Below are 26,521 nucleotides of genomic sequence, written 5' to 3' on the forward strand. Positions count from 1 at the left end.
GTTCCTCGTCAGCGTGCGGGCGGGGCTTCGGCGGGGCGGCGGGCCGTGTGCAGTAGGGGAGCCCAGGCGGTGGCGTCGGTGAAGTGGCCGGTGCCGGTGGGGACGGTGTCCAGTACGACGCGGTCGGGGCGCAGCAGGGCGGCGTCGGCACGGCCGCGTGCCAGCCAGGCGGCCAGGGTGCCGTCGTCGCCCAGGTCGCCGACATGGATCACGGATGCGCCCAGGGCCGTGGCCACACCCGTCATCCGTGCCGTGGGCGGCACGGCGGTCAGCACGGCGAAGGAGTCCCCGAGGATGTCGTCGAGGCGCTCTCGCGTGCCGTCGTACAGCACCCAGGGCTGTGGGCAGAAGGTGCCGGCCAGTGAACGGCCGGTCAGCCGGGGGCGGCGTCGTACGAGCGGGCTGGCGGTCAGCGCGGGGCTGAGATCGCGGCTCACCGCCGCGGTCACGCCGGGGATGCGGCAGGCCGCGCCCACCACAGCTCGGCGGATGGCCGCACCGCGGTCCTGTCCGCCGGTCATGGCCCAGCCGACGGCGACCGCGACACGGATCACGTGGCGGGCGTGCGGCTTGCGCTCCCGCTGGTAGGTGTCCAGCAGTCGGTCGTCCGCGCCCTGTTGCAGAACGCGGGCGAGTTTCCAGGTGAGGTTGTGGGCGTCGCGCAGGCCGGAGCACAGACCCTGCCCGACGAAGGGCGGGGTCAGGTGGGCGGCGTCGCCCAGCAGGTAGACACGCCCCCTGCGCCACCGGTCGGCGAGACGGGCCTGGAAGGTGTACTGCGCCTGCCGTATCACCTCGAAGTCGTCGCTCTGCGAGGCCGGCAGGTCCACCCAGGGGGCGACCAGCTCGCGCAGGCGCTCCCATCCGTCCGGGCCCTGCAGGTTCTGGTCGTCGGCCAGCCGGAACTCCCAGCGGTAGCGGTCCTCGCTGATGCGCATGAAGGTGGCCGGCCGGGTGGGGCAGCAGATCTGCTCGGCGCCTTCCCAGGTCCGCACCGGGCGGCTGGTGCGCACGTCGATGACCCGCCAGCTCTCCTGGAAGTGCAGGTCCTCCCAGGCGGCGCCGATGGCGTCACGGGTGAGGCTGCCCGCACCGTCGCAGCCGAGGACGGCATCGGCCCACAGGTGCTCCTCCTCGTCACTGCCGCCGCGCCGGAAGGTGACCCGGACGGGACCCGTCGGATCGTCGGGTGCGTCGGTGTTCGGCGTGCCGGACTCGGTGACGGACACGACCTCCACCCCGCTCCACAGCTCGCACTCGGGGCGGCGCGCCAGGGCGTCGCGCAACAGACGTTCCAGGTCGGGCTGGTTGAACATGCTCAGCTGGGGGAAGCCGTGGTGTCCGTGCATGGACCGCGGGAACTCGCTGATCACGCGGCGTCGGGCGTCCAGCAGCCGTAGCCCGGGAGCCGGCCGGGCGATGGCGGCGAACTCCTCGTGCACGCCGACGCTCTGCAGGATCCTGCGGACCTCGTCGTCCACGACGACAGCACGCGGCAGGGGGTAGATGTCCCGGTGGCGTTCGAGGAGCAGGCTGGGCACTCCGTGCCGGGCGAGCAGGAGCGCGGCCGTGACTCCGACGGGTCCCGCCCCGATGATCACCACCGGTCTGCGGGTGGTGGCGCTCACGTCGCGTCCGCCACAGCGGTCCGCTGCTCGCCCAGGTCGATCCGCCCGTCGGGGGTGGCGATCGAGGCGGTGACGAGGTCACCGTCGCGCAGATACCGGGGGTTCTTGGCCTGGCCGTTGAAGAACGCCTTCCACTTCAGCGCGGGCGGCAGCAGCGCGGCGATCTTCTCGACCGGCTTGGGCGGGGCTTTCAGGGCCGTGCCGCCAGGAGTGCCGGTGAGCAGCAGGTCGCCCGGGTCGAGGGTCTGGAAGCGGGCCAGCAGGGTGAGCGCCTGCGCGGGCCGCACGATCATGTCGGCGAGAGTGCGGTCCTGGCGCGTTACGCCGTTGACCGACAGCCGAAGCCGCAGGTCGATCAGACGGGCGAAGTCCTCGGGCTCCAGCAGGGCCAGATACGGCCCCGTCGGGGTGAAGGTCGGGTAGGACTTGCTCTCGTAGAACTGGGTCTTGGTCAGCTGGACGTCGCGGGCGCTGACGTCGTTGGTGAGGACGAGCCCGGCGACGTAGTGCGGCAGGTCCGTCTCCTCGACGACGGTGCCCACCGGCAGGGTTGCGCCCATGACGAGGCCGAGTTCCACCTCGTAGTCGAGGAACTTCACGTGCGCGGGGCGGACGATCGTGTCGTGGGGCCCGCTGACCGAGCCGGACGCCTTGCGGAAGAAGGTGGGCGGGATGTCACCGGTGAATCCCGAGTCCTTGGCGTGGCTGCGGTAGTTGACCATCTGGGCCACCACCCGGCAGGGGGTGGTGACCGGGGGCAGCGCTACCAGATCGGCGACGGGCGTGCCGATCTCGCCGGAGGCGGCGGCCTCCCGGACGGCGGCCCGGTCGGCGAGCAGTTCGGCGGTGGTGACCGCCTCGGTCTCGATGCGGACGGCCCGCTCGTCGCGGACGACCCACCAGCCGTCGGGGGTGCGCAGCACGTTGGTGCTCATGAGCTCATCGCTTTCATCAGGCCCAGCAGGCGTGCGGGGTCGAGTTCGTTGTCGCCGCGCAGGGCCGTCATGACCTCGCGGAGCTTGGCGGGGGAGGGGCTGGCGCCCAGGAAGTCGCGGGTGACGGGCGGCCCCCACTGGGCCAGGCCGCTCGCCGACATCGGCGCCCAGCCGGGTTCGAGGTCGCAGGAGAACAGGTCGCCGTCGGCGAAGTGCTCCAGCATGAAGCGGTCGGGGTCGCGCCAGTAGTCGAAGAGCTGGCTGCCCTGGATGTGCCGGCCGATCCCCCAGCTGCGCCGGTAGCCGCGCTCGGCCAGGTACTCCCCACCGGCCGCGATCGAGTCGAGGTCGGTGACCTGGTAGGCGGAGTGGACGTAGCCGGTACCGGGCCCCAGGTGCAGGGCGAGAGTGTGGTGGTCCACGGGCAGGCTGCCCTGGTCGCAGCGGATGAACGCCATGGTCGGCCCGCGCCCGCGCTGCCCGTCCAGGAACAGGAAGTCGGACACGATCATCCCGAGGGTGTCCAGATACCAGTTCAGGGCCCGCATGAACACCCGTGTCTCCAGCACCACGTGCCCGAGGCGCTGTATACGCGACGGCTCGCGGGGCGGCCGCTGGGTGGCGTTCGTACGGCGGTGCTCGGTACCGGTGTTGAGGATCAGCGGCTGCTGCTCGGGCAGCGCGGGCAGCTGCTCGGCGCAGTGCACGACCCGGACCGGGAAGCCGGAGGGATCGAGCAGGGTGACCGACTGTCCGCCGCCGGGTACGTCGATGTCCCGGACGGTATTGCCGGTGGCTGCGGCCAGCCGGTCGAGATCGGCGCGCTCCGCCGCGCGGAACGCCGGCCCGGCGAAGCGGGACGCCTGCCCATGGCGGATGACCATGCACGGGGAGCCCGCGAAGGTGCCGCGCAGCCACAGTTCCCGCTCGGTGCGCGCGGCGATGGCGAACCCGAAGTCGCGGGCGAACACCTCGGCCCGGTCCAGGTCCGGCTTCTCGAACTCCAGCCAGGCCAGGTCGGCCACCTTGATGACGGGGTTTCTCGCTCGTCCGGGGTGTTCACCGCGTAGGGCGCCCAGCTCGCTGTGGAGATCTTGGTGGGGCGTCTGCAGATCGGCCCTGTTAACGGGGGTGTGGGACATGGTGCCCTCCAAGCAACACTGCCGTAATGAGGAAATCATCAACTTTGCCGTCGCTCATCGTCAATAGAGCAGAGCCAAAGAATTGAGGTAATCATCATTCATGGGGGTGTCATCGGCACGGTTGTTACACTCGTCGTATGCCGACGTCAGCCCCGCCCCGCAACCGCTTCGAACGGCGCCGCGCCGAGACCCGTCAGGCACTCATCCGTGCGGCGCGGCAGATCCTCGCGGAGACCGGGGACACCAGCGCCAGCATCCAGGCCATCGCCGAGCGCGCGGACGTCGGTTTCGGCTCCTTCTACAACCACTTCGAGTCCAAGACGGCACTGTTCGACGCCGCTGTGACGGACGCCCTGGAGGAGTTCGGTCAGGTCATCGACGAGCATGTGGAAGGCATCGACGACTCCGCCGAGCTCGTCGCTGCGGGTTTCCGCCTCACCGCACGGATGGCGGACTCACACCCCGAACTCATGCGGATCCTGCGCGACCGCGGCCTGGCCCACATCCACTCCGATCGCGGCCTGTCGCCACGAGCGCTTCGTGACCTGGAACGCGGCATCGCCTCGGGACGCTTCACCGGCACCGATCCCACCATGGCCCTGTCCGCTCTGGGCGGGACCCTGCTGTCCCTGGTGGCGCTGAGGCTGGCCCGCCCCGACCTCGACGGCGACGAGGCCGCCTCCGACCTCGCCGCGATGGTCCTGCGCATGCTGGGCCTCTCCTCGGAGGACGCCCGTGAGGTCACCCGGCGCCCGCTGCCGGGCCTCGACTGAGGAGTCGGTGGGATCTGCGCCGCCGGCCAAGGCGCGGGGGGCCTCGTACGACGGCACCGTCGCCCTGCAGGCCGGGCCACAGCGAGACACGATGCGGTGGACACCGGTTGCACGGGGCGGCCCCTGCCTGCGGACCGGATCACCTCCGGTGGCATCCGCCCGGATCCACGCTGCTGTCGCCAGTCGGATCCGTCGTGATATCGGCCAAGGGCCCGCGGCGGTTGCCATGATCATCGACCTCTCAGTCGGAGCGCCCGCCCCGCTCGGCGGTATGCACGGCGGTGCGGTGGCCCTCCCGTGTGCCTCTGGCGGCCGGGCGCCAGTGCCGCCAGAGGCACAGCCCACGGGCGTGCTTGTCGGGGCGCGCCAGTCACCCCTGTGAGCTGGTCCACTGCTCCTCGAGGGCCGCGGCGACCTCGGCCGGTTTCTGGATCGGCGTCCAGTGGCTGCTGTCGAGCCTCAGGAAACGGGTGGCGCGCACGGAAGCGGCCATCTTCTCGCCGAACTCGATGGGGCAGACTGGGTCGAGCGCCCCCCAGAACACCAGGGACGGTCCGGCCAGGTTCGCCAGATCCGGTTCCCACTCCGCACCGACCGTCAAGGCGGAACGGTATAGCTTGAGAATGCTGTCGCGCATGGTCTCGTCCACGCGGCCGGCTGTCTGTTCGGCCAACTCAGCCGGGATCTGGAGATTGTCGGTCAGGTCCCTGGCGAACGCGGCGGCGTCGTACTCCATGGCCCAGCGGTCGCCCGCGACGGGGTCCTGCCACAGCTTGGCCAGCGGATGCCAGTCGTACTCGGCGCTGACCGGACCGTTGCTGCCGGCCCACGTGCGGATCAGATCCGGCCGTACGGAAGCCACGCGCGCGGTGAGGAGGCAGCCCCAGTCATGGCCGACCAGGTCGACTGGCTCACCGATTCCTTCCAACCGCTCGATGAGCCAGGAGACGTATTCCTCCTTGGTGCAGGTGAAGCCCTCGGGCCGCGGCGAACCGAAACCGGGCAGGTCCCAAGCCTCCACGTCGCTGCGGGTCAGATGCTCGCGCACGCCGTCCCACACATGGTGGGTGTCGGGTACGCCGTGGATCAGAATGGCAGGCATGAATGAACTCCCACAGGGGGTGAATCTCCGGACAGAAGTGGAGCGACGACACAGGGAGGAGGGGGAATGGGGACGCCGAGGGCGGCATCGGGTCACCGAGGCGTAACGCTTGAGGACCATTGGCCTGGGCCAAGCACCGTCCCCTCCGGGCCGGCTGACCGCGCAGGTGGATGGTGAACTGGCCGCAGCGTATGCGTCCGGGGCAGGAGAGTGGACCCTTGGACGCGCCGGCTCTACGCCTGCCCGAGGGGACCCCAGTGGCCAGGCAGCGTTCCGGGAGTCGCCCTTACTCGCGCAACACGGCTCGAACCCGGCGCGATGCGATGTGTGGTGCTACTCCGGCGGCGACGAGGAACGCGGTCACCGCAGCCTCACCCGCAGGGTCCGCCCAGGCGGAGGTGGTGTTCTCCTCGGCGAGGGCCAGCATCAGGGCTTCCAGCGCCTGAGCGAGGATGGGCGCGGGGACGTGGTGCGCGAACACGCCTTCGTCCTGGCCACGTCGTATGGCCGCCACGGCCTCTTCGCGAGCGGGTGCCAGAGTGGCGCGGATCGTCTCCTCTCCCAGATGGTGTTGCCCCAAGGAGATGAGCATGCGGTACTGGTCGCCCACCGCCCATGCCGCAAGGGCCATCCGCGTCATCGTCTCCAGCGGGTCGGCATCTGGGACACGGGTTGCAGCGAACGCCTGTCGCAGTGCCCGTGCTGCTTCCTGCGTCAACTCGGCGATCAGCGCTTGACGGTTGGAGAAGTGACCGTAGAGGGTGCGTCGTGCGATGCCGGCCGCCAGGGCGATGCTGTCGAGACTTGCGTCGGGGTCGTCCCGCAGTTTCTGCCGGGCAGCGGCGAGGATGCGTCGGCGGTTCGAGCGAGCGTCGCTGCGTTGCGGAGTGCGGCGCGGGGCGTCGGTCGTGTGCATGGCTCCATCTCCACGGGTTCTGGCTGCGGGAAAGCCGCGGGCGCCGGTGCACCCTCACACACCGGCGCCCACTCACCCCTGCCCAGGGTGGCTTGTTGTCCTGCTGACGGGCGTCAGGGGACGAGGATGAGGCGGATCGGGTCGCCGATCTTGTTCTCCAGCCGGTGGACGGCGTCGGCGGCCTCGATGAGCGGGATGTGGTCGGTGATGGAGGGGGCCAGGTCGAGGCGGCCGGCCGCGGTCAGCTGTACCAGCTCGGAGACGGACTCGGGGAAGCCGCCGTAGTGGCCGCGCACCTGCTTCTGCAGGTAGTTGAAGGTCAGGCCCTCGGTGATGGTCAGTGGCCGGGGTGTGATGCCCACCAGGATCAGGGAGCCGCCCAGGCCGAGCACAGAGGCGGCCTGGTCGCGGACGGCGGGGACCCCGGCGCAGTCGAAGGCGAAGTCGAGGCCGCGTCCGCCGGTGGCTGCGCGGACCTGGTCGGCGAAGTCGGGGGCTGCCGGGTCGAGCGCGAGGTCTGCGCCGAAGACGAGGGCGCGCTCGCGGGCGCTGGGCAGCGGGTCGACGGCGATGATCGGGGCGGCGCCGACCAGGCGGGCGAGGCGTACGTTGTGCGCGCCGACTCCGCCCACGCCCCAGACGCCGACGGACTGGGCGGCCCGGACGCCGGCGGTGGCGACGACGGCGGCGTAGGGGGTGGAGACAGCGTCGGGGATGATCGCGGCCTGGTCGAAGGGGAGGCTGTCCGGGATGGGGATGAGGGTGTCCTCGCGGGCGATCACGTACTCGGCCCAGCCGCCGTCGTAGTCGATGCCGGCGGTGAGCATCTGGGTGCAGGGGCGGTGGCGCACGCATCCGGCGCACTTGCCGCAGGTCTTGCCGGCCTCCAGGGTGACGCGGGTGCCGACGGGCAGGCCGCGCTTGAGGTCGGGGCCGAGCGTGTGGATCACACCGGAGACCTCGTGGCCGACGGTGACCGTCTCGGAGGTGGCGAACAGCGGGACGAGGGAGCCGTCGAGGAGGTGGACGTCGGAGAGGCAGACGCCGGCGGCCTTGACCTCGATGAGGACCTCGCCCGGGCCCGGCACGGGGATCGGGACCTCTTCCACGGCGAACTTCTTGCTGTCCAGGTGGAAGCGTCCGGCGAGCATGGTGTCCATGAAGATCTGCTTTCGGTGAGCGGCACCAACCACGGGTATCCAGGGGTGCCATGGGGTGTGTCTGGAGGGGCTTGTGGCGGCCGGGAGGCGTACGGCCGGCAGCGGGGGTGCCGCACGCCTCCCGGCGGTTGGGGTCAGCACGCCTTGACGGCGTGCGACGGTCAGGCGAAGACGTCCTGCTGGTAGCGCTCGTCGGCCTCGAGCTGGGCGAGCCACTGTTGGGCGGCCTCGTCGTCGCTGCCGGTCTTCTGGCGGTGGATGGCGGCGAGTGCCTCGCGGACGGCGGGGGCCATGCGGCGGCCGTCACCGCAGACGTAGATGTACGCGCCGTCCTGGATGGCCTGCCACACCGTGTCGGCGGCACGGGCGATGGCGTTCTGCACGAAGCGGGCCGGGTGGCCGGTCACCGCGGAGAAGGCGGTGTGCACCTGGGCTATGCCGGTCTGCTCCCAGTCCTGCATCTCCTGGCGGTAGAAGTAGTCGTGCTCCGGGTGGCGGCAGCCGACGAACACTTGGGACAGGCCGACCTGGGTGCCGTTCGCGTGCTGGGTCGCCCGCTCCTCCAGGAAGCCGCGCAGCGGTGCGATGCCGGTGCCGGGGCCGATGAGGATCAGTGGCGTGGCGGGGTCGGCGGGCGGGGCGAAGGTCGGGGAGGGCACGCGGACGTAGCCGTAGACGATGTCGCCGGGATCGAGGGCCGCGATGTAGGCGGAGCAGGTGCCGCGGTACTGGCCGTCGCCGGACAGGGCCGGGCCTTCCAGCAGGCCGACGGTCAGGCGCACGTGGCGCGGGTTGGCGGACGGGGCGGAGGAGATGGAGTAGAAGCGGGGACGGATGGGGCCCGTCATCTCCAGGAAGACCGCCAGCGGCAGCTCGACGGCCGGGAAGCGCTCCAGCAGGCCCAGGACGGAGATGCGCTTGCCGAGGATTTCCTTGCTGTAGCGCTCCTCGGCCTCCTCCGTTTCGGCGGTGTACGCCAGCAACTGCGGCCGGGTCCACGGGCACTCGGTGTACTCGGCGAGCGTCTGGATCTGGGAGCGAGTGGCCACGTCCTGCAGCTCCAGGAACTCGGTGAGCAGGATGCCGGCGGTGACCGGGGTGCCGACCGGCAGGTGGGTGCGGCCACCGGCCGGCTGGTCGAGCCGGAGCACCTGGTCGTAGTCGACGCCGAGCCGCCTCAGCGCGCGCTCCACCAGGGCGAGTTCGTTCTTGGCGAAGACGGCCAGGTGGTTGCCGGTGTCGTAGGTGACGCCGTCGGGCAGCTCGACGGTGATGGACTTCGCGGACGGGCGCGGCGGCTCGATGGCGAAGTCCCACAGGCCGGTCGCGTCGGCCACGAGCTCGTCGTTGGCCACCACGGTGAGCGGGTACGCCTGCTCGGAGACGATGGCGGGGCGCACGTCGGACTCGGTGAGCAGCTGGACCTCGTAGCGGGGGCCGCTGGCCTGGGAGGTGTCGGCGGCGTACTCCTCGGCCAGGGTGGCCCACAGGTTGTCCATCCACCGCGTGGCCATGCCGTCGAAGTCACCGGCGGCGTCCGCGATGCCGCGCTCGACGATGGGGGTGGCGCCGGCGGCCAGCAGACCTTCCTCGATCCGCTTGGGGAATGCCTGGTAGGTGGCCACCCACTGGGTGTTGCCGGCGCCCAGCAGCGCGTACCGCACGTTGGACAGTGAGCCCTCCGGCAGTCCGGCGGCGAGCAGGTCGTCGAAGTGCTGGGCGTTGTCGGGGGCCTTGCCGTTGTAGCTGGCGGCGACCACCACGAGCAGGCCCTCGGTGGGCAGGTTGTCGCCCAGCTCGTCCAGGCTCACCAGCGTGGTGCCGAAGCCGGAGCGCTCACTGCGGTCGGCGATGGTGCGCGCCAGGTCCTCGCAGGAGCCGAGGCTGGAGCCGTAGGCGACGGTCAGGTTCACACCGACACCGCTGACCACTGCCTGCGCCTGCGTGTCGCCGGTCTGCAGGTCCGCGGCGCCGAAAACGGTCCGCTCGTGCTCCTGACGGCGACGGACGATCAGCTCGAAGTTGCCGGGCTTGCGCGTCAACGCCTCCCGCACGTCCATCTTGTAGTCGCTGGTGTCCGAGAGCTTGAACTTCTGCAGCACCAGCGCCAGGGCCAGGCGGGCCTCGGTGAGCGCGAACTGCCGGCCGATGCAGGCACGTACGCCGTTGCCGAACGGCTTGTAGGCGTGCGGGTGCTGCTGAGCCCGGTTCTCCGGCAGCCACCGGTCGATGTCGAACTCGTCCGGACGCTCCCACGCCTTGGGGTGGGTGTGCAGCGGGCCTTCAAGGATGCTGACCCGCGTGCCCTTCTTCAGCTCGTAGCGGCCGCCGATGACGGTGTCCTCGATGGGCGCCTTGGCGATCATCGGGATGGGAGCCCACAGCCGCAGGGTCTCCTCCAGGATCCGCGGGATGACGTCCAGCTGCATGATCGTGTCGTAGTCCGGGACGGTGTCGCCGGGCATCAGCCGGTCCACCTCGGCATACGCCTGGGCCAGGACATGCGGGTTGCGCATCAGCGAGTACGTGGCGAACGACAGCAGACCACTGGTGGTCTCATGCCCGGCGATCAGGAACGTCAGCACCTGGTCACGCACGTTGTCGACGTCCAGCCGCTTGCCGGTCTCCGGGTCCGTGGCCTCAAGCATCAGGCCCAACAGGTCGTCCTCACCGCTGCCCTTGCCCTCCTGGCGCTCCTTGATCACCCTCTCGACCAGCTCGCGCATCACCTGGATGTTCTCGCCGTACTTCTTGGCATCGGCCCTGCGCAGCTTGGTCATCATCGGCAGCTCCTGAGAGCGCCGCATCGACTCGGTCAGCGCGCCCAGCATCGCGTTGAGGAACGGGTGCAGCTCCTCCTTGTCGAAGGACTCGAACCGGTAGCCGAACCCCGACAGGGCGATGGTGTCGAGCGTCAGGCGGGTGTAGTCGTCGGTGATGTTGACCGGCTGACCCTCCCGGCGCTCCCACTTGCCCGCCAGGTTCTGGGCGATCTCCAGCATCTGCCCGGAGTAGTTCCTCATGGCCCGCTGGCTGAAGGCCGGCAGCAGGATCCGGTGTGCCCTGCCCCATTCCTCTTCGTGCTGGTGGGCCGTGAACAGGCCGGCGCCGGCGAAGTCCCGGATGTGGTGCAGCGGCGTCTTGTCGATCTGCTTGAAGAACCGCGTCTCGTCGCTGACCTCGGCCACCAGGTCCGGGTCGTAGACGAAGACCTGCTCGATGCCGGCGATGTCCATGCCGTAGATGCCCTCGGGGAACTGCTTGGACAGCTCACCGAAGTACTCCACCGGGTTGGTGTCGGGGATCTGCGGCGTGTTGCCGAGCAGGGGGATCCCACGCGGGGACCGGATGGGGCGAAGGTCGTTCGCGGAGTGCGTGGTCATGTCTTGCTCCTCTGCGCGGAGGGGGTGGAGGGGGATGGGCAAGGGCGCGCTGCGCAGGTCGATGCCGTGGCGCCGTACGGAAACATACGCCGTATGGAATTAGAACCATACGCGGTACGGAAAGTGGAGTGCAACCCCGGGAGCCCAGGTGGGGCTGTGGTGAAGCTCATTTTCATACTCCGTACGGAACTGGTACCGTACGAGGTATGGAAAAGAAGGTGAGACGTCCCCCGCGGGGAACGAGGAAGAGAGACGTACCTCTGACCGAGGCCGGGATCTACGTCGCCGCCCTGCGGCTGATCGACGCGGACGGTGTCGAGGCGCTCACCATGCGCAAACTCGCCACCGAGCTCGACGCGAATCCGATGTCGCTGTACCACCACGTGCCGAACAAGGAAGCCGTGCTGCGCGGCGTGACGAGAATGGTCGGAGCGCAGTTCCGCACCGTGACACTGGAGGACGCTCCCTGGCAGGAGCGGATCCGGCTGCTCGCCATGGACTTCCGGGCCCTGGCGCACCGTCACCCCAAGCTGCTGGCGTACTCGTTCAGCCACCAGCCGGACTTCATCCAGCCCGACGATCCGTTCTGGACCGCTCTCACCGCCATCGTGGCGGCTGCCGGTGTGCCGCAGTCAGAGGTCTCGAAGATCGCCGCACTCGTGGTCGCCGTCGTCATCGGTGTCCTCACCGCAGAACTCAACGGCGCACTCCACCAGTGGTCGACCCTCAAGCCCCACGGCCCTGAAGCCGACGAAGACGGGGCCGCGGACGCAGACCCTGGCTCTACGGGTGCGGCCCCTGAAGGCCCTGACCAGGACCACATGTTCCGCCTCGTGATGGACACGCTGATCACGGGCCTGGAAAGCCGGCTCACCGCCGGTCGTGACGGCCGGCACGCCGGCCATTGAGCCAGTCAGCCTCAGACGCTGCGCCCCAGGCGCTGGCCCCTGAGGCGCGCCCGCAGTCGGGCGATATCAGGCTGCGACACAGGGGAGCCACCCCGTCACACCGGGTGAGACCGCCCAGCGGGGTGGCTCCACATCCAGCCTCTACACGGCAGCCGTATGTCAACGCTGAACCGTGAAATGACCATAGTGGGTTGGCTTGTTCCTGGTCTCTGTCCTGAAGGGGGAGACCATCGGCCTCGTCGAGCTGAATCACCCGCGTCATCCGTTCACCGAGGCGGCTACGCCGCCGAGTGCTCCCGCCCATGAGCGCGAAGTGGCGCCCCGTACCGGATGAGACCTACCCGATCTCTCGATCCGTTCTTTTCTCTCTTCCTCCATCCCCCATCCGGAGGGCTGCCCCCATGTCCCAGAACGCCACCGTCGGTGCTTGCGGCGCCGAGACCGCAGCTGAGAATGTGCCCGACCCGTCGCACCGGCGTCGCTGGTGGATCCTGTTGGTCATCTCCCTGTCGATGCTGATGGGTGTCCTCGACGGCACCATCGTGAACATCGCCCTGCCGTCCGCCCAGCACGACCTGGGCTTCTCGGACGCCGACAGGCAGTGGGTGGTCACCGCCTATGCGCTGGCCTTCGGCAGTCTGCTGCTGCTCGGCGGCCGGGTCGCGGACCTGGTCGGGCAGAAGGCGACCTTCCTGGTGGGTCTGGCCGGCTTCGCAGCCGCCTCCATGGTGGGAGGAGCGGCAAACGGTTTCGCCATGCTCGTCATCGCGCGCGCCGTCCAGGGCCTGTTCGCCGCCCTGCTGGCCCCGTCCGCACTGTCGCTCCTGATGACCACCTTCACCGATCCGCGTGAGCGGGCGAAGGCGTTCACCGTCGCGGGATCGGTCGCGGGTGCCGGCGGAGCCATCGGCCTGATCCTCGGCGGAGTGCTGACCCAGTACCTGGACTGGCGCTGGACCATGTACGTCAACGTGGTCTTCGCGGGGGTGGCGTTCGTCGGTGGTGCCGCGCTGCTGCACCGTATCCCGCGCGACACGTCCTCCAAGCTCGACGTCCTCGGCACTGTACTGGTCTCCATCGGCCTGTTCTGCCTGGTCTACGGGTTCTCGAACGCCGAGACGCACGGCTGGGGTTCGATTGCGATCTGGGGCATGCCGGCGGCCGGCGCCGTACTGGTTTCCGTCTTCGTGTGGTGGCAGACCAGGGCGGCGTACCCGCTGCTGCCCTTGCGGGTCCTCCTGGACCGAAATCGTGGTGCTTCCTTCGCCGCCCTTTTCGTCACCGGCGCCGGCATGTTCGGCGTGTTCCTGTTCCTCACCTACTACCTGCAGCAGAGCCTCGGCTACAGCACCCTGAAGACGGGCTTCGCCTTCCTGCCCATGATCGTGGCGTCCTCTTCCGCCTCCGCGGTGGCCAACAACGTCCTGGTGCGGCGCATAGGTCCCAAGCCGGTGGTTCCGCCGGGGATGGCCACCGCGGCCGCCGGCCTGATGTGGATGACCACGCTGGACCTGGGCAGCGGATACATGACGCAGGTGCTGCCCCAGCTGGTGCTCGTCGGCATCGGGCTGGGCACGGTGATCGCGCCCGCGATGAGCCTGGCCACCTCCGGTATGGCCGCGGCCGATGCCGGAGTCGCGTCCGCCGCCGTCAACACCGTCCAGCAGGTGGGTGGTTCCATCGGCGTCGCCCTGCTCAGCACGATGGCCTCCGACGCCGCCACGAACTATCTCTCCGGCCGTGCCCCCCAAGGACCCCGGCGTCCTGGCGCAGGCTGGTCTCGAGGGCTACTCCACGGCCTACTGGTGGTCGACAGCCGTCTTCGTGTTGGGTCTGGTGGTGACCGTACTGCTGTACCGCCGTGGCGTGCCGCAGCACGACGAGAGCGCCGCACCCGCCGTTCATATGTAGCGGGACAAGCAGTGCTTTGAGGGCCCACCTTCGAGGCGGGTGAACAGGGTCTTTGCGGTTCCCCTCCCCTGCTCAATGGATGTCCCATAGTGGCTGCGACTCGGGTTCTATCAGCGGAAGGTGTACCAGGTGGGAGATCGAACAGATCCGCGTCTATTGCGTAGTCGTGAGGCCATGGTCGCGGCGGCCACCGCGTTGCTCACGGAAGGTGGGCTGGAGGCCGTGACACATCAAACGGTTGCGACTCGTGCCGGCGTCGGCAGGGCAACCGTCTACCGGCACTGGCCGAGCCTTCTCGACCTCCGCCTGGCCGCGCTGGAGGCCGGCATGCCCCCTCTCCCTCCGGTACCCGAGGAGCTTCGGGCCGCTTCGGGCAACGATCCGCGAGCGGAGCTCATTTACCGTCTGAACGTGCTCGCCGAGCGTTGGGACGACGAGCAATCGGGGGCCGTCCTTGCCGCGGTCCTAGGGGGCTCACGGCACGACGAAGGTATGCGCCGCCTCCGGGAGTCACTGCTGAACCAGATCGCCGACGCCCTGCGTCCTGCGGTTGCCACAGCCGTCGAGCGCGGCCAGCTCCGGCCCGACATCACCCCCGAGACATTCGCCATGGCCACCGCCGGGCCGCTGTTCTTCGAGCGTTTCTTCGTCGGGAACCACCTGGGGCGCGACACCGTGAACGCCGTCGTGGACGCCGCTTTGCGAGGTTGGTCCTAAGGTGTAGCGGCTTGCGGCAGCGAAGCAAGCCGGGCCATCCGTCCGACAAGGTCTCCGGCCTTCAATTCTTCGCAGCCGGTTACGCCTTCCTTCCGCAGCGGCTTCGCCGACCATGTTTGCCGATGCTCTGCTCGCCTGGACGATGTACATGGCCCCGGTCTCGTAGGGCTCCAGGAACCGCAGCGTCTGGCAGTGACCAGGACGCTGGGCGCCAGCGTTCGGGTCGCTCGCTCCGGATCACGGACCCGCTCGGACCTCGGCGGCACCGCCTGGAACCAGTTCCTCCGCTGACCTGCCGGCGCGCGCGGTCCGGGTCTGCGGCCGGCGGGCGAGATCTCTTCATCGGAGCAGCCGCCCGTCCCAGTAGCCGTCCATGAGTCGAGCAGTTCAGCAGGCTCGGCCAGCACTCCGGCTGACCTCAACTCGGCCGTCGTCCACCAGCGGGCTTGCGGGACGAGCGCGAAGCGGACCAACGGCGGCCGGACTTCCGCTGCAGGGCGCACCCCGACGACGTAAATGCCTTCAGGTGCGTCCCTGCGGTAGTGCCTGCCGATGAGCGGCGAGCTACAGAGCGCGGGAAGGTGGGCGATGCGACGCAGGTAGCGGGTTGCCGCGTGACGGCTGGTCTCACCGGGGCGGGTCGGCCGCGGAGTCGCGGCGAACATCCTGACTGAGGCCGGCATCGACCCGGCCGCCCTCGACGCCACGACTGCGGATATCCACTCACCATGGCGGTGAACACCGAGGCGCAGACGTCAGTGTGCCTGCCTCGGGTCGCACCCTGACAGGACTCACCCTTCGGCGAGGAAGTGCGCCGGCAAGCGGTCGAAGTCGCTGTGGCCGAGCTCGGCCCCCCGGGGCACCACTGCCTCCGTTTCCTGCAGGAACGCCTTGAATTCCTGCGCTGGGGCTTTGAGCAGGGCCGTACCGGACGGCGGGTTGAGAAGGATGTACAAGTCGCGGCGGCCCTCCTCGCCGGTGGGCCATATGCGAACGTCTCCCTCGCCGGCGGGGCCCTCCAGGCCGTCGATCAGCAAATCGCGCCCGATGATCCATTCCGCCGGCTCGTCGCTGTCGACATCGGTGGTGAATGCGGCATGGACCACATAGGGATCACTCGGCTCGTACCGCAGATTCATGATCATGGGCAAGGACGTCGCATGAGCGCCGACAAGCTTCACAGGCATCCCCTGGATCACAGTTCTCAATGACTTCATTGGGTCTTACTCCTGGTGCTTTGAGTCATCCGGGGAGGGCCATCGGAAGGGCTGTCGTCGGATTCAAAGAGGCTGCACAGACGGAGACGTGGCCAACGGTGGTTGCCGGACAAAGGGCGCCCTTTGTCTCAGCGATCGACGCTGAACCGGTTGTGGTGGTAGTGAACCGACTCGTCACGGTCCCCACCTCGACGCCGGCCGCGGTTGCCGGGGCCCGGTCACGCAGGGCAGAGCCGTCCTTGGACCGGAACGGCACGCTGCCCGAGTCCGAGGAGACACATATGACCACACAGGTGCCCTGCTCATGGGTCGGTATCGATGCCAGCAAGGGCCACCACTGGTGGGTCGCCATCGACGACACCGGAACCACCATCGCAGGGCCGCCGGATACCGGCCCTTCTGGCCGCGTCACTCGTCGCAGGCCGACCGTCAGCGCAAGGGTGAGTCCACGGTGGGCGTCAGCAGGGTCTCGTCGAGGCCGACGATCTGGCTGATGTCGAAGCCCTCCATGTCCGCGCGGAGTTCAGGACTCGACAGGTACGCATCCAGGCGCTCCTGAACGTCGTCGGCGTCCCTGTAGGAAACGAGGGCGTACAGCCGGGGGGTGTCGCTTCCGGGCGCCGCGGGCACCGTCCAGACGCCGTGGGTGGTGATCCGGTGCTTGGCCATACCGGGAATGTGCCGGGCCCAGATCTTCTCGTAGGCGGAGAGCGCGTCGGAGCTGCGCAGGGTGTAGACGCGAAGCTGGTACTGCGACATGACACTGGTTCCTTTACTTCTGAGCATGGATGGTCGGCGGTCAGCCTCGGGGGAGGAGGTGTGCCAGTTCGGCATCCCAGTCGATGAGTCCGGACTCGGTACCCCGTGGCACCAAAGCCTGGGTGTCCTGAAGGAAGGACGAGATGTCCTGCACGGGGACCTCGAGCAAGGCGGTGCCTGCGGAAGAACCGAGGGCGATGTAGATCGACTCGTCACCCCGCCCTGCGGCCGACCAGATCCGGACCTCCCCATCACCTGCGCAACCGTTCAGGCCGTCGGCCAGAAGGTCACGCCCCAGGACCCATTCGACCGGCTCGTCGCTGTGGACGAAAAAGGCGGCACGGACGACGTAGGGATCTGCAGGCTCGTACCGCAGCCGCATGCACAAGGGCTGTGAGTAGGTGCGCGAGACGACGAGCTGCGCGGTCACCGCCCGAACCACGGTCCTCGAAGACTCCATGGGCATTCACTCCAAGGCACCCCCCTTGCCTCGGCTGCGCCCCGGCGCTCGTGGCGACAAGCACGCATCGAATCAGGAGGTGTTCAGCAGGGCCCGGGCGCCGGACAGCATCGGCGGACCGTGCGGGTCGTGGCGTCGCGGCAGTTGAAGCGACGCGCGCCTGTGGCACGTGGTGTGGTGGTGCCGCAGGCAGGTTCAGAGGGGGAGCAGGATGCAGGCCCTCGCTCGATCGCCCGCCCGGGCGGCGGTCAGGGGACCGCTGATCCGTGACCAGCGGTCGCATCCCCGCGCCGACAGGCATTGAGGTGAGAGGTACAGCCTCCGCTCAGGGGCACAGGCGGGACCCGTCCTACCGGTCACCGTGGTTCCGGCCGTAGTGGTCCCATCCGTAGGAGTCCCAGCCACCGTGGTTCCGGTCGTAGTGGTCCCAGCCGAAGTAGTCCCGGTCACCGCGGTTCCAGTCGTGGTGGTCCCAGCCCCGGCCGTCGCTCTCGTAGCGGTTCCAGTCGTGCCGGTAGGACCTGTCGGACTTCCACCCGCGCCCCTCATCGTCCCAGCGGTAGCAGCGACCGTCGCGGCTGTGCCAGAGGGAGCCGGCGACATGGTCGTCGTGGTGCCAGCCACGCTTTCCGTCCCAGCAGTAGCCCTGCTCAATCAGGTAGCCCACGCCGTGGTCCCAGCGGTAGTCGGCGGGGTTGACCTCGGCCGACCGCTGGACGTGTACGGAGGCGGGAGTCGCGGCCGAAGCGGTGCCCCCGGCACCGACAACGGCGACACCCGCGACCGCCACGGAGGAAACGGCGACAGCAATCCGCTTCGTGAGCTTTTTCATGATCTTTCCTTCCGGTTGGTGCGATCTGCACCAACGGCTGCTTTTGCAGGCGATGTGAGGCGCCTGGCGTTGTGTGGCGTTGTCCGTCAAGCAGTTCCATACGTCGTATGGAATTGCCCTGCCAGGATAACCATACGACGTATGGAAATGGGTGGACAGTGACAGTGACTCGGGTCACCCGGACCACCTGGTCGAAGGAGACGCACCCGAACGCTTCTCAGTAACTGGAGCGTCGTTGCCGGGAGTTCATCTCCTTCCCCCTCACCCTGCCGGCCCGAATACCAGCTCTCGATCACAAGGCATGCAGGGCCTCAGCTCTGGCCCCATGCTGGAGAGGAGGGGGGTGTGACAACGGAGGAAGAAGTGGTGGAGATGCGGACCGTTGTCGACCTCACACGCTGCCAGGGCTATGCACAGTGCGTGTTCCTCGCGCCGGAGGTGTTCCAGCTGCACGGCGAGGAGGGGCTGCTGTAGGCCACGGCCGTGCCCGACGATCAGGTGGAGCGTGTGCGCCAGGCCGCGGCCGCGTGTCCGGTGCAGGCGATCCTCCTGGGGGAAGAGGTGAGCACTGGTGCCCGGTGACCTGAAAGACGGCCGCATCGTCATCGTCGGCGCCTCGCTGGCCGGGCTGAGAGCAGCCGAGGCGCTGCGCGAGGAAGGATTCACGGGTTCACTGACGGTGGTGGGGGACGAGCCCCATGCGCCCTACGACCGGCCGCCGCTGTCCAAGCAGGTGCTGCTGGGCCAGGCGACGGCGGACACCCTCGAGCTGCCGATGCGCCGGGACCCCGAGGCCGAGTGGCGGCTGGGCGTGCGCGCCACCGGTGTGGACCTGCTGGCCAAACAGGTGCTGCTGGCCGACGGCGAGTCGCTGCCGTACGACCGGCTGCTGATCGCCACCGGCACCCGGGCGCGGCCCTGGCCCAACCCGGAGGAGGGCGCCCTGGACGGGGTGTTCACCCTGCGCACGCGCGAGGACGGGCAAGGCCTGGCCGAGCGGATGGCCGCCCGGCCGGAACGGGTACTGGTGATCGGCGCCGGCTTCACCGGCTCGGAGATCGCCTCCGCCTGCCGGGAACTGGGACTTGAGGTGACCGTCGCCGAACGCGGTCCCGCACCCCTGGTGGGCGCGCTCGGCGGCACCCTGTCCAAGCTCGCCGCCGTCATGCAGCAGCGCGCCGCGGGCCTCAGGACAGGCCGAGCATGTGCAGGAGCATCTCGGCCATGCTGTCCGAGGCTTGCCTGTTGTCCGCTTCGGGCCGGGTGAGTCACAGCTCCAGTAGCGGCGGCAGAGCCCCATGATCTCCGGGTGCGATCCGGCCATACGGGCGCACGTTCGGCTTGCCCGTGAAGTGGTGGAGCACCGACGAAATGCGCTGGTCATGCCTTACGCGAGGCTGGAAGAGATCGTTTCCCGCGCTGGCGGGTCGATTTTCCCGCACGCCAGGTCCCAAGCTCGGTCAGCGGTGGCAGCAGGCCGCGAGGTGTATGCGGAGCAGCGTCGCAACAGCGAGTGCGATGTCCTGGGGGCCTGCGCGCGAAAAAGGAGTAGAAAGAACATATGCGTCTGCGGGGTGTCTGGCGGGACCGGCTCCCGGAACAGCGGCGCGGTCTGTTGGTGACGGCGCTGGCGCTGATCGTGGCCATCGCTGCGGTGGACATCGGTATCGGGACCAGTGTTCATCTGGGCCCGCTGCTGGTCATCGCGCCGACGTTGACCGCCGCCTTCGCCGGTCCGCGGCTTACCGCTCTGGTCGGGGCTCTGGCGGAGGTCGCCTTGGTGATCATCGCGATTTTCCACGGCGGGCTGACCACGACCAACCACGTGGCGCAGCTGATCGCCCTGGCTGTGCTGTCAGCTCTGGTGGTCTTCGTCTGTTATGTGCGGGAGCGGCATGCCCGGGAGCTGAGCCGGTTGCGGTCGGTGGCTGAGACGGCGCAGCGGGTTCTGCTGCGGCCTCCACCTCGCCGGATCGGGCCGTTGCAGGTGGCCTGGCTGTATCTGGCCGCCGAGGACGAGGCCCGGATCGGGGGCGACCTGTTGGCGGTCGCCCGCGCCGATCACCCCTGCACCCGGGTACTCATCGGCGACGTACGAGGCCATGGTCTTGCCTCCGTCGGCGAAGCATCGGTGGCGATGAGTGCGTTCCGTGAGGGCGCGCACCGGTACCCCTCCTTGCCCGAGCTCGCCACCGCCGTCGAAGAGAGCATCTGCCGGAACCTGGAGGAGGTCGCCGACACCGCGCACGATGCCGGCGAGCACTTCATCACCGCCATCATGATCGACATCCCCGATCAGGGCCCACAGGCTGAGATGCTCAATTGCGGCCATCCGCCGCCCCTGCTGATCCGCGGTGACCAGGTATCTGCCCTGAACTCCCGCCGTCCCGCACCCCCATTGGGCCTGCGTGCTCTGTGCGTACTCAACGACCGGACCGACTGGTTCGCATTGGAACCGGGCGACATGCTGCTGCTCTACACCGACGGCGTGATCGAAGCCCGCTCACCGACCGGAGCCTTCTACCCGCTCGCCGAACGCGTCGCCTCCTTCCCCGCCTCAAGCCCCGACGCCTTGCTGCACCACATTCACCGCGACCTGCTCGCGCACACCGGCGAGCAGCTCACCGACGACGCCGCTTTCCTGATCATCGAACGCACCCCGTCACACCATCTGCACCGGCCGCTCGTCGCGTCCCATGCCGACGCTCGCACTCGTCCACAGCCAGCTGGCCGTCACGGTCTGGCCGGCTGAACACGTTCCGCGCATTCCCCCACCCCGACGAGCGAGTTTCGCCGGTTGCCCGGGGTTGGAGAAGGAGCCGAGACCCACGTCCGCGCACTCAAGTGCCCGCCAGGTCTCGGAGCGACGGCGTTCGAAGCGATTCCAGCATGACTGGCATCGGCCTGCCTGACGCCTCCGTCCGGCGCGCAGCGGGGGACGACATGTCCCCGACAGCATTTGATCGTTTAGTCAGGGGGCTTGACGATGAAAGGATTACATCTGACTATTTCATCATAAATGGGCGGAATGTCGTACCCAGACCACGCCCCACGTGTGCCGCTCGACCGGACAACGCCGTTCATCACCGCTGCACACAGGGCCGCAGCACTAGCCGACGCCCTCTTCACCTCCGCACCGATGGGATGAACTGCGATGACGTACATCGACCACACCCCCTTCGCCGAGCCGGTGAGCCTTCCTGAGGTGCCCGACGCCGCGATAGCGATGATCGATGCCGAGGGCATCGTCGTGGGGTGGACGCACGCCGCCCAGCAGCTCGTCGGCTATACGGCCGGGGAGGTCGTGGGCCGGTCCGCCGTACACGTGCTGCCGCCTCCCGAGGACGCACGGCGGGCTTCGGCGTTCTCCGAGCAGTGCCGTGAGCGGGGCGGCTGGTCCGGCACCGTCGCGATACGCCACCGCGACGGCCACACGCTCAGGATGACGCTGCGGGTCTCGCTGCTACGGGGGCAGGACGCCGGCACCCGGTGGCTGGCGTCCGTGACGGACATAGGTTCCCTGTCGTCGGGGGCGACCGGGGGACCGGTGCGGGAGTCGCTCCTTGCCCGAGCCCCGATCGGCATCGTCGTTTATGACGCGCAGCTGCGCTGTGTCTGGGTGAACGACGCCATGGAGCGGCACGACGGCGTGCCTCGTCACCGACGCTTCGGACGCGGTCTGAAAGACTCACTGCCCGCCGTCGAGGCCGAAGCGCTCAAGGTCGTGATGCGACAGGTGCTGGAGAGCGGCACGACGACGGTGCACGAGTACCGTGCGTGGCCGCCTGCGGACCGGCCCCGGGAGCATGCGTTCTCCGCCTCCTTCTTCTGTCTCCAGGGCGCGGACGGCACCCCGTTGGGCGTGTGCTCCATGACCGTGGACGTCACCGGAAACAAGCGGGCGCGCGAGCGCCTCGCCATCCTCAGCGAGGCCAGCACGCACATCGGCAGCACCCTCGACGTGATGCAGACCGCCCAGGAACTGGCAGAGCTCACCGTGCCCCTGCTGGCCGACCACGCCCTGGTCGATCTCGTGGAGTTCGTTCCGTTCGGCGTCGAGCCGCCGGCACGGACCGGCACGACGGGTGGCCGACCGCCGCTGCTGCGCCGTGCCGGTCTGGCCTCCGTCGACCTGGGTCTCCTCGAGTTGCCGTGGGTGCGTGAAGAAGTGGTCCACCCCCACCCGGACTCGCCGTTCTTCGCCGCCATGCGCACGGGACGGTCGTACCTGGAGCCGATGCTGGACACCCATTCCGGCCCCTGGGTCGACCATGACGCGGTGCGGGCGCAGAAGGTACGCGACAGCGGCGTCCACTCCTTGATGGTCGTACCCATCCGTGCCCGGCGCTGCGTGCTGGGACTGGCGCTGTTCGGCCGTTCCACGGAACAGGCGCCGTTCCAGGAGGACGACCTGCTCCTCGCCGAGGAACTGGTCACCCGGGCCGCGCTCTGTTTGGACAACGCGCTCCAGTACGCGCGCGAGCGCACCGCCGCTCTCACGCTGCAACGCGACCTGCTCCCTCACCGGGTGCAGGGCGGTGCTGCCGTCGAGGTCGCCTCGCGCTATGTGCCCGCCGACATGGACCACGGTGTGGGGGGTGACTGGTTCGATGTGGTCGAGCTGTCCGGCGCACGGGTGGCCCTGGTCGTCGGCGATGTGGTGGGACACGGCATCAATGCCGCGGCGACCATGGGCAGGTTGCGCACCGCCGTGCGCACGCTTGCGGACCTCGACCTGCCCCCGGACGAACTGCTGGCGCGCCTCGACGACACGGTCCGGCGACTGAACGACGAGGACGCCGACGACACCGACCGGGTTCCCGCGGTGGTCGGTGCCACCTGTCTGTACGCCGTCTACGACCCGGTCTCCCGACGGTGCACGATGGCGCGGGCCGGGCATCCGCCGCCCCTGGTCGTCGACGCACAGGGCGGGGTCACCGTCCCCGACCTGCCGGCCGGAGCCCCGCTGGGCCTCGGTCTCGGCCTGGTGCCTTTCGAGTCAGTGGAACTGGAACTGCCCGAAGGAAGCGTGCTCGCCCTCTACTCCGACGGCCTGGTGGAGTCCCGCGGCGAGGACATCGACGTCGGCCTGCGGCGTCTGGGCTCCGCCCTGGCGCTGCCCGGTGCCGCCCTGGAGGACCTGTGCTCGCGGGCGATGGAGACCTTGTCGGCGCAGGCACCGGCCGACGACGTCACCCTGCTCCTTGCGCGGACGCGTGCCCTGCCACCCGCCCAAGTCGCGTCCTGGGATCTGCCGAACGAACTCGTCACCGTCCCGACGGCCCGGCGTCTGGCCGCCCGTCAACTCCGTGAATGGGGTCTGGAGCCGCTGGTGACGGCCGTGGAGTCGCTCGTCAGTGAACTGGTCACCAATGCGATCCGCCACGGCGACGGCCCGATCCGCCTACGGCTCATCCAGCACCGGGTGCTTACCTGCGAAGTCTCCGACACCAACACCGGTCAGCCACGCTCCCGCCATCCCGGCAATCTCGACGAGCACGGCCGCGGCCTTTACCTGGTCGGTCGGCTGTCGCGCAGGTGCGGTTCCCGCTCGGTAACAGACGGCAAGGTCGTCTGGGCCGAACAGGACCTGCCATCCCCAACAGGTGGCCGCTGAGCGCCGACAGCCGCCACAGGATCCCCATCTGCCGTAGTCGTGGAACCTCGTAATGAAAGCCAGAGACATGGACCCATCGGATGTTGAAATCGCCGACCCGGCAGGCGCCTTTCGAGGTGCGACGAGCCTCTTCGGCGCCGGCCCCGGCGGCCGGCCGCCCGCCTTCGACGGTCTGGCCGCGGCCGTGCTCGACGATCGGGGCACGGTGGTGGGGTGGACCGGCACAGCACAGGACCTGACCGGGTTCTGCGCCGACGAGGTCCACGGCCGCCCCGTGCGGGAGCTCGTGGCCGACCTCCCGCACGACCTGCGCAGGGCCGCACACGTGCCGGCGACCGGCCGGGTACGACTGCGTCACCAGTGCGGCAACACGATCGACGTCACATACCGGACCACACGGGTGAGCGGCTCGGCGGACTTCCTCGTGCTCGCAGCCCCCACTCCTCACGTCGCCGACCATCGGCACGGCGCAGCCCTCCTGCGCGCACTGTCCGCGCAGAACCGGATCACGATCGCCCTGCACGACACGGATCTCACCACCGTGCAGACGAACGCCGTGCCGGACACTCCCGACGGCCGTCCCATACAGCCCGGCGCCCGACTGAGCGACGTGCTGTGCGCCGAGGACGCCGAGACCATCGAAGTGGTACTGCGGCAGGTGCTCGAGACGGGCGTCCCGGTGATCCACAGGCACCAGCGAGTGAGCTGGCGACACCATCCGGCGCGGCGACACGCGCTGTCGCTGTCCGCCTTCCGACTGGAGGACGCGCGAGGACGCCCCGCAGGAGTCGCAGCCCTGTACATAGACGACACCGACCAACTGCGTGCCCGCCGACAGCTGGATCTTGCCCACGCGGTCGCCGAGCGGGTGGGGGGCTCCCTGGACGCCGTGCGGACCGCCCAGGATCTCGCGGACGCCCTCGTACCCCCCTTCGGTGATCTCGCAGCAGTCGACCTTGCGGACGCCGTCTTCGACGGTGGCGAACCCGCAGAGCGGCTGGGGGGCGGAGATCCGCATCTGCGCATCGCTGCCCTGGCGCCGGCCACCGCGGACTGGCCGCCCGGCATCCAGCGCGGCAACCTCGTCCCATCCCTGTCCGACCACCCCCTCCTGCGCCGCTTCCAGCACGGCGAGACGGTCGTCTACGACCGGGACGACTACATCGCCCTGATCGGCGGCCCACATCCGGCCGAGCAGTTCCTCCCGCACGACATCCAGGCGGTGATGGTGGCACCGCTGCACGCCCGCAGCCTCATCCTCGGCGCGATCGTGGTCTGGCGCACCGGTCCGTCCGAACCGTTCACCGAGGACGAGGTGGATCTCATGAGGCAGATCGCCTCACGGGGAGCACTCGCCATCGACAACGCCCGCCGCTACACGCGCGAGCACAGAGCGGCCATGGCCCTGCAGCAAAGACTCCTTCCCCCGGCCACGACCGACACTCCGGCAGCCGAGACCGCCGGCGTTTACCTGCCCACAGACCGTGGGGGCGGCACCAGCGGCGACTGGTACGACGCCATACCCCTGCCCGCTCTCCGGCTGGCCCTGGTCGCCGGAGACGTGATCGGCCGCGGCATACCCGCCAGTGCCACCATGGGCCGTCTGCGCGCTGCCATCCAGACCCTCGCCGACCTCGAACTGGAGCCGGACGAGTTGCTCACGCGTCTCGCTGACCTGGTCCAGCGCCTCGCGGCGGAAGCACCTCCTGGCGACCATGACGTCATGGGCGCCACCTGTCTGTACGCGGTCTACGACCCGGTCACCCGACGCTGCGCCATGGCCAGTGCCGGGCACCCGCCGCCCGTGCTCGTACGGCCCGACGGGCGTGCCGAAGCCGTCGACATTCTGCCGGGGCCACCCCTCGCCGTCTGCGGCATGCCGTACGAGACCACCACGATCGACGTCGAGCCGGGCAGCGTCCTCGCGCTTTACACCGATGGCCTGGTCCAGCAAGCCACACACGACGTCTGCGACGGGCTCCAGCGGCTGACCGATGCCCTCGCCACCTCCTGCCGCCCGGACCGCGCGCTGGAGGAGACCGGCAGGACCCTCCTCGGCAATCTGGTGGACGAAGCACCGCGTGACGACGCGACCCTGCTGCTGGCACGCACCCGCGCCGTACCGGCCAAGGACACCGCCCACTGGCAGATACCGGCCGATCCGGCTGCTGTCTCGGACGCCCGGGAATGGGCGACCCGCCAACTCACCGCATGGGGGTTGGACGATCTCCTCTTCCCCACCGAGCTCATCGTCAGTGAACTGGTCACCAATGCCATCCGCTACGGTCGTCCGCCGGCGGAGCTGCGACTGATCCGGCACAACGTTCTGGTCTGCGAGGTCACCGACTCCAACACCGCCCAACCCCGTCTGCGCCGCGCTCGCACCACCGACGAGGGTGGACGCGGCCTGTTCCTCGTTGCCCAACTCGCCGAGCGCTGGGGCTGCCGCCACGGCCAGAACCACAAGACCATCTGGTCCGAACAGCCCCTCGCGCGGGCCCACTGATCACGTGCTGTGGCCATCTCACTCCGTTGCAGCCGCGTAGGCGGCTCCGGCATGTCTGTCACGCGGCCGTCCGGGCGCGGGAGGCGAGCTGGGATGCAGGAAGGTGCGGCACGGGCCCATGCGCGGGCGCGGCTTGCCCACGTCGTACGACGTCATCCCCGACCAGGCCGTGTGCAACGGCAGTACCGCGATCACCTGGGCCAGGCTGTGCAACTCGTTCAGGCGACTCCGGCAGACGCCGCCGGAACTACTCCGGAGGTGGGACTGAGCAAAGCCTGCGGTCTCGGGTCGAGATGCCGTCGGAGTGGGGAGACTTGGCGGGTGCTGTCCCGTGGCGGGGCCACACCCGCAGGCTTTCGTGTCTGCGCAGGGCTCGCCGACGACGGCAAGAACGGCGGAGGCGGTGAAGACGCGGTTCTGCAGGCCACCCGCATCACACTGCTTCTGCTGACTCAGCGAATCGGACAGCTCACGAGCCGATCCACGACTTGAAGGACCGCCTGGCCCTGCGCGTGGTACGCCACGCACCGCAGCTGCTCACCGTGGTGGGCGTCG

General features: G+C 69.2%; 17 protein-coding genes and 3 pseudogenes. 9 read left to right on the forward strand and 11 right to left on the reverse strand.

The window, feature by feature from the left end; translation table 11 throughout:
- Window positions 1-8 precede the first annotated feature (8 nt).
- Genes mhpA through LMU33_RS04315 form a run of 3 tightly spaced genes read right to left on the reverse strand, consistent with a single transcriptional unit; the run spans window position 9 to window position 3,705 of the window.
- A complete protein-coding gene (gene mhpA / locus LMU33_RS04305; protein ID WP_228617479.1) occupies window positions 9-1,628 on the reverse strand; it encodes a bifunctional 3-(3-hydroxy-phenyl)propionate/3-hydroxycinnamic acid hydroxylase MhpA in 1,620 nt (539 codons plus the stop codon).
- Complete coding sequence (locus LMU33_RS04310; RefSeq protein WP_228617481.1) at window positions 1,625-2,563, reverse strand: fumarylacetoacetate hydrolase family protein; 939 nt, start codon at window positions 2,561-2,563, stop codon at window positions 1,625-1,627. Before LMU33_RS04310 ends, mhpA begins: the two co-directional genes overlap by 4 nt.
- The gene (locus LMU33_RS04315) at window positions 2,560-3,705 is read right to left on the reverse strand and encodes a VOC family protein (RefSeq protein WP_228617482.1); all 1,146 of its coding nucleotides are present in this window, start codon (window positions 3,703-3,705) and stop codon (window positions 2,560-2,562) included. The genes LMU33_RS04310 and LMU33_RS04315 overlap by 4 nt, the downstream gene beginning before the upstream one ends.
- Before the next feature lie 137 nt (window positions 3,706-3,842).
- On the opposite strand from LMU33_RS04315, the gene LMU33_RS04320 reads away from it, so the two are divergent.
- Complete coding sequence (locus LMU33_RS04320; RefSeq protein WP_228617484.1) at window positions 3,843-4,478, forward strand: TetR/AcrR family transcriptional regulator; 636 nt, start codon at window positions 3,843-3,845, stop codon at window positions 4,476-4,478.
- 370 nt (window positions 4,479-4,848) lie between these two features.
- On the opposite strand, the gene LMU33_RS04325 is transcribed toward LMU33_RS04320, so the two are convergent.
- The 4 genes from LMU33_RS04325 to LMU33_RS04340 form a co-directional block, all read right to left on the reverse strand.
- Window positions 4,849-5,580, reverse strand: coding sequence for an alpha/beta fold hydrolase (locus tag LMU33_RS04325; protein ID WP_228617486.1), 732 nt, complete (start codon window positions 5,578-5,580; stop codon window positions 4,849-4,851).
- A 286-nt stretch (window positions 5,581-5,866) separates the two neighbouring features.
- Window positions 5,867-6,496 carry a TetR/AcrR family transcriptional regulator gene (locus tag LMU33_RS04330; protein ID WP_228617488.1) on the reverse strand — a complete coding sequence of 210 codons (630 nt, stop codon included), beginning with the start codon at window positions 6,494-6,496 and terminating at the stop codon, window positions 5,867-5,869.
- 113 nt (window positions 6,497-6,609) lie between these two features.
- Window positions 6,610-7,656: a zinc-binding dehydrogenase gene (locus LMU33_RS04335; RefSeq protein WP_228617489.1), complete on the reverse strand. Its 1,047-nt coding sequence runs from the start codon at window positions 7,654-7,656 to the stop codon at window positions 6,610-6,612.
- A gap of 161 nt (window positions 7,657-7,817) precedes the next feature.
- Window positions 7,818-11,039 (reverse strand): bifunctional cytochrome P450/NADPH--P450 reductase, encoded by a 3,222-nt coding sequence (locus tag LMU33_RS04340; RefSeq protein ID WP_228617490.1) that lies wholly within the window; start codon window positions 11,037-11,039, stop codon window positions 7,818-7,820.
- 206 nt (window positions 11,040-11,245) lie between these two features.
- Between LMU33_RS04340 and LMU33_RS04345 the strand changes: the two genes are divergently transcribed.
- The 3 genes and pseudogenes from LMU33_RS04345 to LMU33_RS04355 all read left to right on the forward strand — a co-directional run bounded on the left by LMU33_RS04345 (window position 11,246) and on the right by LMU33_RS04355 (window position 14,575).
- On the forward strand, window positions 11,246-11,947 hold the full coding sequence (locus LMU33_RS04345; protein ID WP_228617492.1) for a TetR/AcrR family transcriptional regulator: 702 nt from the start codon (window positions 11,246-11,248) through the stop codon (window positions 11,945-11,947).
- A 401-nt stretch (window positions 11,948-12,348) separates the two neighbouring features.
- Window positions 12,349-13,858 (forward strand): annotated as a pseudogene (locus LMU33_RS04350) (MFS transporter).
- A gap of 174 nt (window positions 13,859-14,032) precedes the next feature.
- The gene (locus LMU33_RS04355; RefSeq protein WP_228617493.1) at window positions 14,033-14,575 is read left to right on the forward strand and encodes a TetR/AcrR family transcriptional regulator; all 543 of its coding nucleotides are present in this window, start codon (window positions 14,033-14,035) and stop codon (window positions 14,573-14,575) included.
- Between the two features lie 791 nt (window positions 14,576-15,366).
- Here LMU33_RS04355 and LMU33_RS04360 read toward each other — a convergent pair.
- The 4 genes from LMU33_RS04360 to LMU33_RS04375 all read right to left on the reverse strand — a co-directional run bounded on the left by LMU33_RS04360 (window position 15,367) and on the right by LMU33_RS04375 (window position 17,843).
- Window positions 15,367-15,792 carry an SsgA family sporulation/cell division regulator gene (locus LMU33_RS04360; RefSeq protein ID WP_228617495.1) on the reverse strand — a complete coding sequence of 142 codons (426 nt, stop codon included), beginning with the start codon at window positions 15,790-15,792 and terminating at the stop codon, window positions 15,367-15,369.
- 429 nt (window positions 15,793-16,221) lie between these two features.
- Window positions 16,222-16,551 (reverse strand): NIPSNAP family protein, encoded by a 330-nt coding sequence (locus tag LMU33_RS04365; protein WP_228617496.1) that lies wholly within the window; start codon window positions 16,549-16,551, stop codon window positions 16,222-16,224.
- A gap of 40 nt (window positions 16,552-16,591) precedes the next feature.
- A complete protein-coding gene (locus LMU33_RS04370; RefSeq protein WP_228617498.1) occupies window positions 16,592-16,981 on the reverse strand; it encodes an SsgA family sporulation/cell division regulator in 390 nt (129 codons plus the stop codon).
- Between the two features lie 379 nt (window positions 16,982-17,360).
- Window positions 17,361-17,843 carry a hypothetical protein gene (locus LMU33_RS04375; RefSeq protein ID WP_228617500.1) on the reverse strand — a complete coding sequence of 161 codons (483 nt, stop codon included), beginning with the start codon at window positions 17,841-17,843 and terminating at the stop codon, window positions 17,361-17,363.
- A 372-nt stretch (window positions 17,844-18,215) separates the two neighbouring features.
- Between LMU33_RS04375 and LMU33_RS04380 the strand changes: the two are divergent.
- The 5 genes and pseudogenes from LMU33_RS04380 (at window position 18,216) to LMU33_RS04400 (ending at window position 25,966) form a co-directional block, all read left to right on the forward strand.
- Window positions 18,216-18,425, forward strand: a pseudogene (locus LMU33_RS04380) (ferredoxin).
- A pseudogene (locus LMU33_RS04385) lies at window positions 18,415-19,041 on the forward strand (NAD(P)/FAD-dependent oxidoreductase); the annotation flags it as partial. The pseudogenes LMU33_RS04380 and LMU33_RS04385, both read left to right, overlap by 11 nt.
- Before the next feature lie 363 nt (window positions 19,042-19,404).
- Window positions 19,405-20,595 carry a PP2C family protein-serine/threonine phosphatase gene (locus LMU33_RS04390; RefSeq protein ID WP_228617502.1) on the forward strand — a complete coding sequence of 397 codons (1,191 nt, stop codon included), beginning with the start codon at window positions 19,405-19,407 and terminating at the stop codon, window positions 20,593-20,595.
- Window positions 20,596-20,997: 402 nt separating this feature from the next.
- A complete protein-coding gene (locus tag LMU33_RS04395; RefSeq protein WP_228617503.1) occupies window positions 20,998-23,460 on the forward strand; it encodes a SpoIIE family protein phosphatase in 2,463 nt (820 codons plus the stop codon).
- A gap of 67 nt (window positions 23,461-23,527) precedes the next feature.
- Window positions 23,528-25,966: an ATP-binding SpoIIE family protein phosphatase gene (locus LMU33_RS04400; protein WP_228617505.1), complete on the forward strand. Its 2,439-nt coding sequence runs from the start codon at window positions 23,528-23,530 to the stop codon at window positions 25,964-25,966.
- The last annotated feature ends 555 nt before the right edge of the window (window positions 25,967-26,521 follow it).

This window comes from Streptomyces barringtoniae, assembly GCF_020819595.1.
Lineage (GTDB): Bacteria > Actinomycetota > Actinomycetes > Streptomycetales > Streptomycetaceae > Streptomyces > Streptomyces barringtoniae.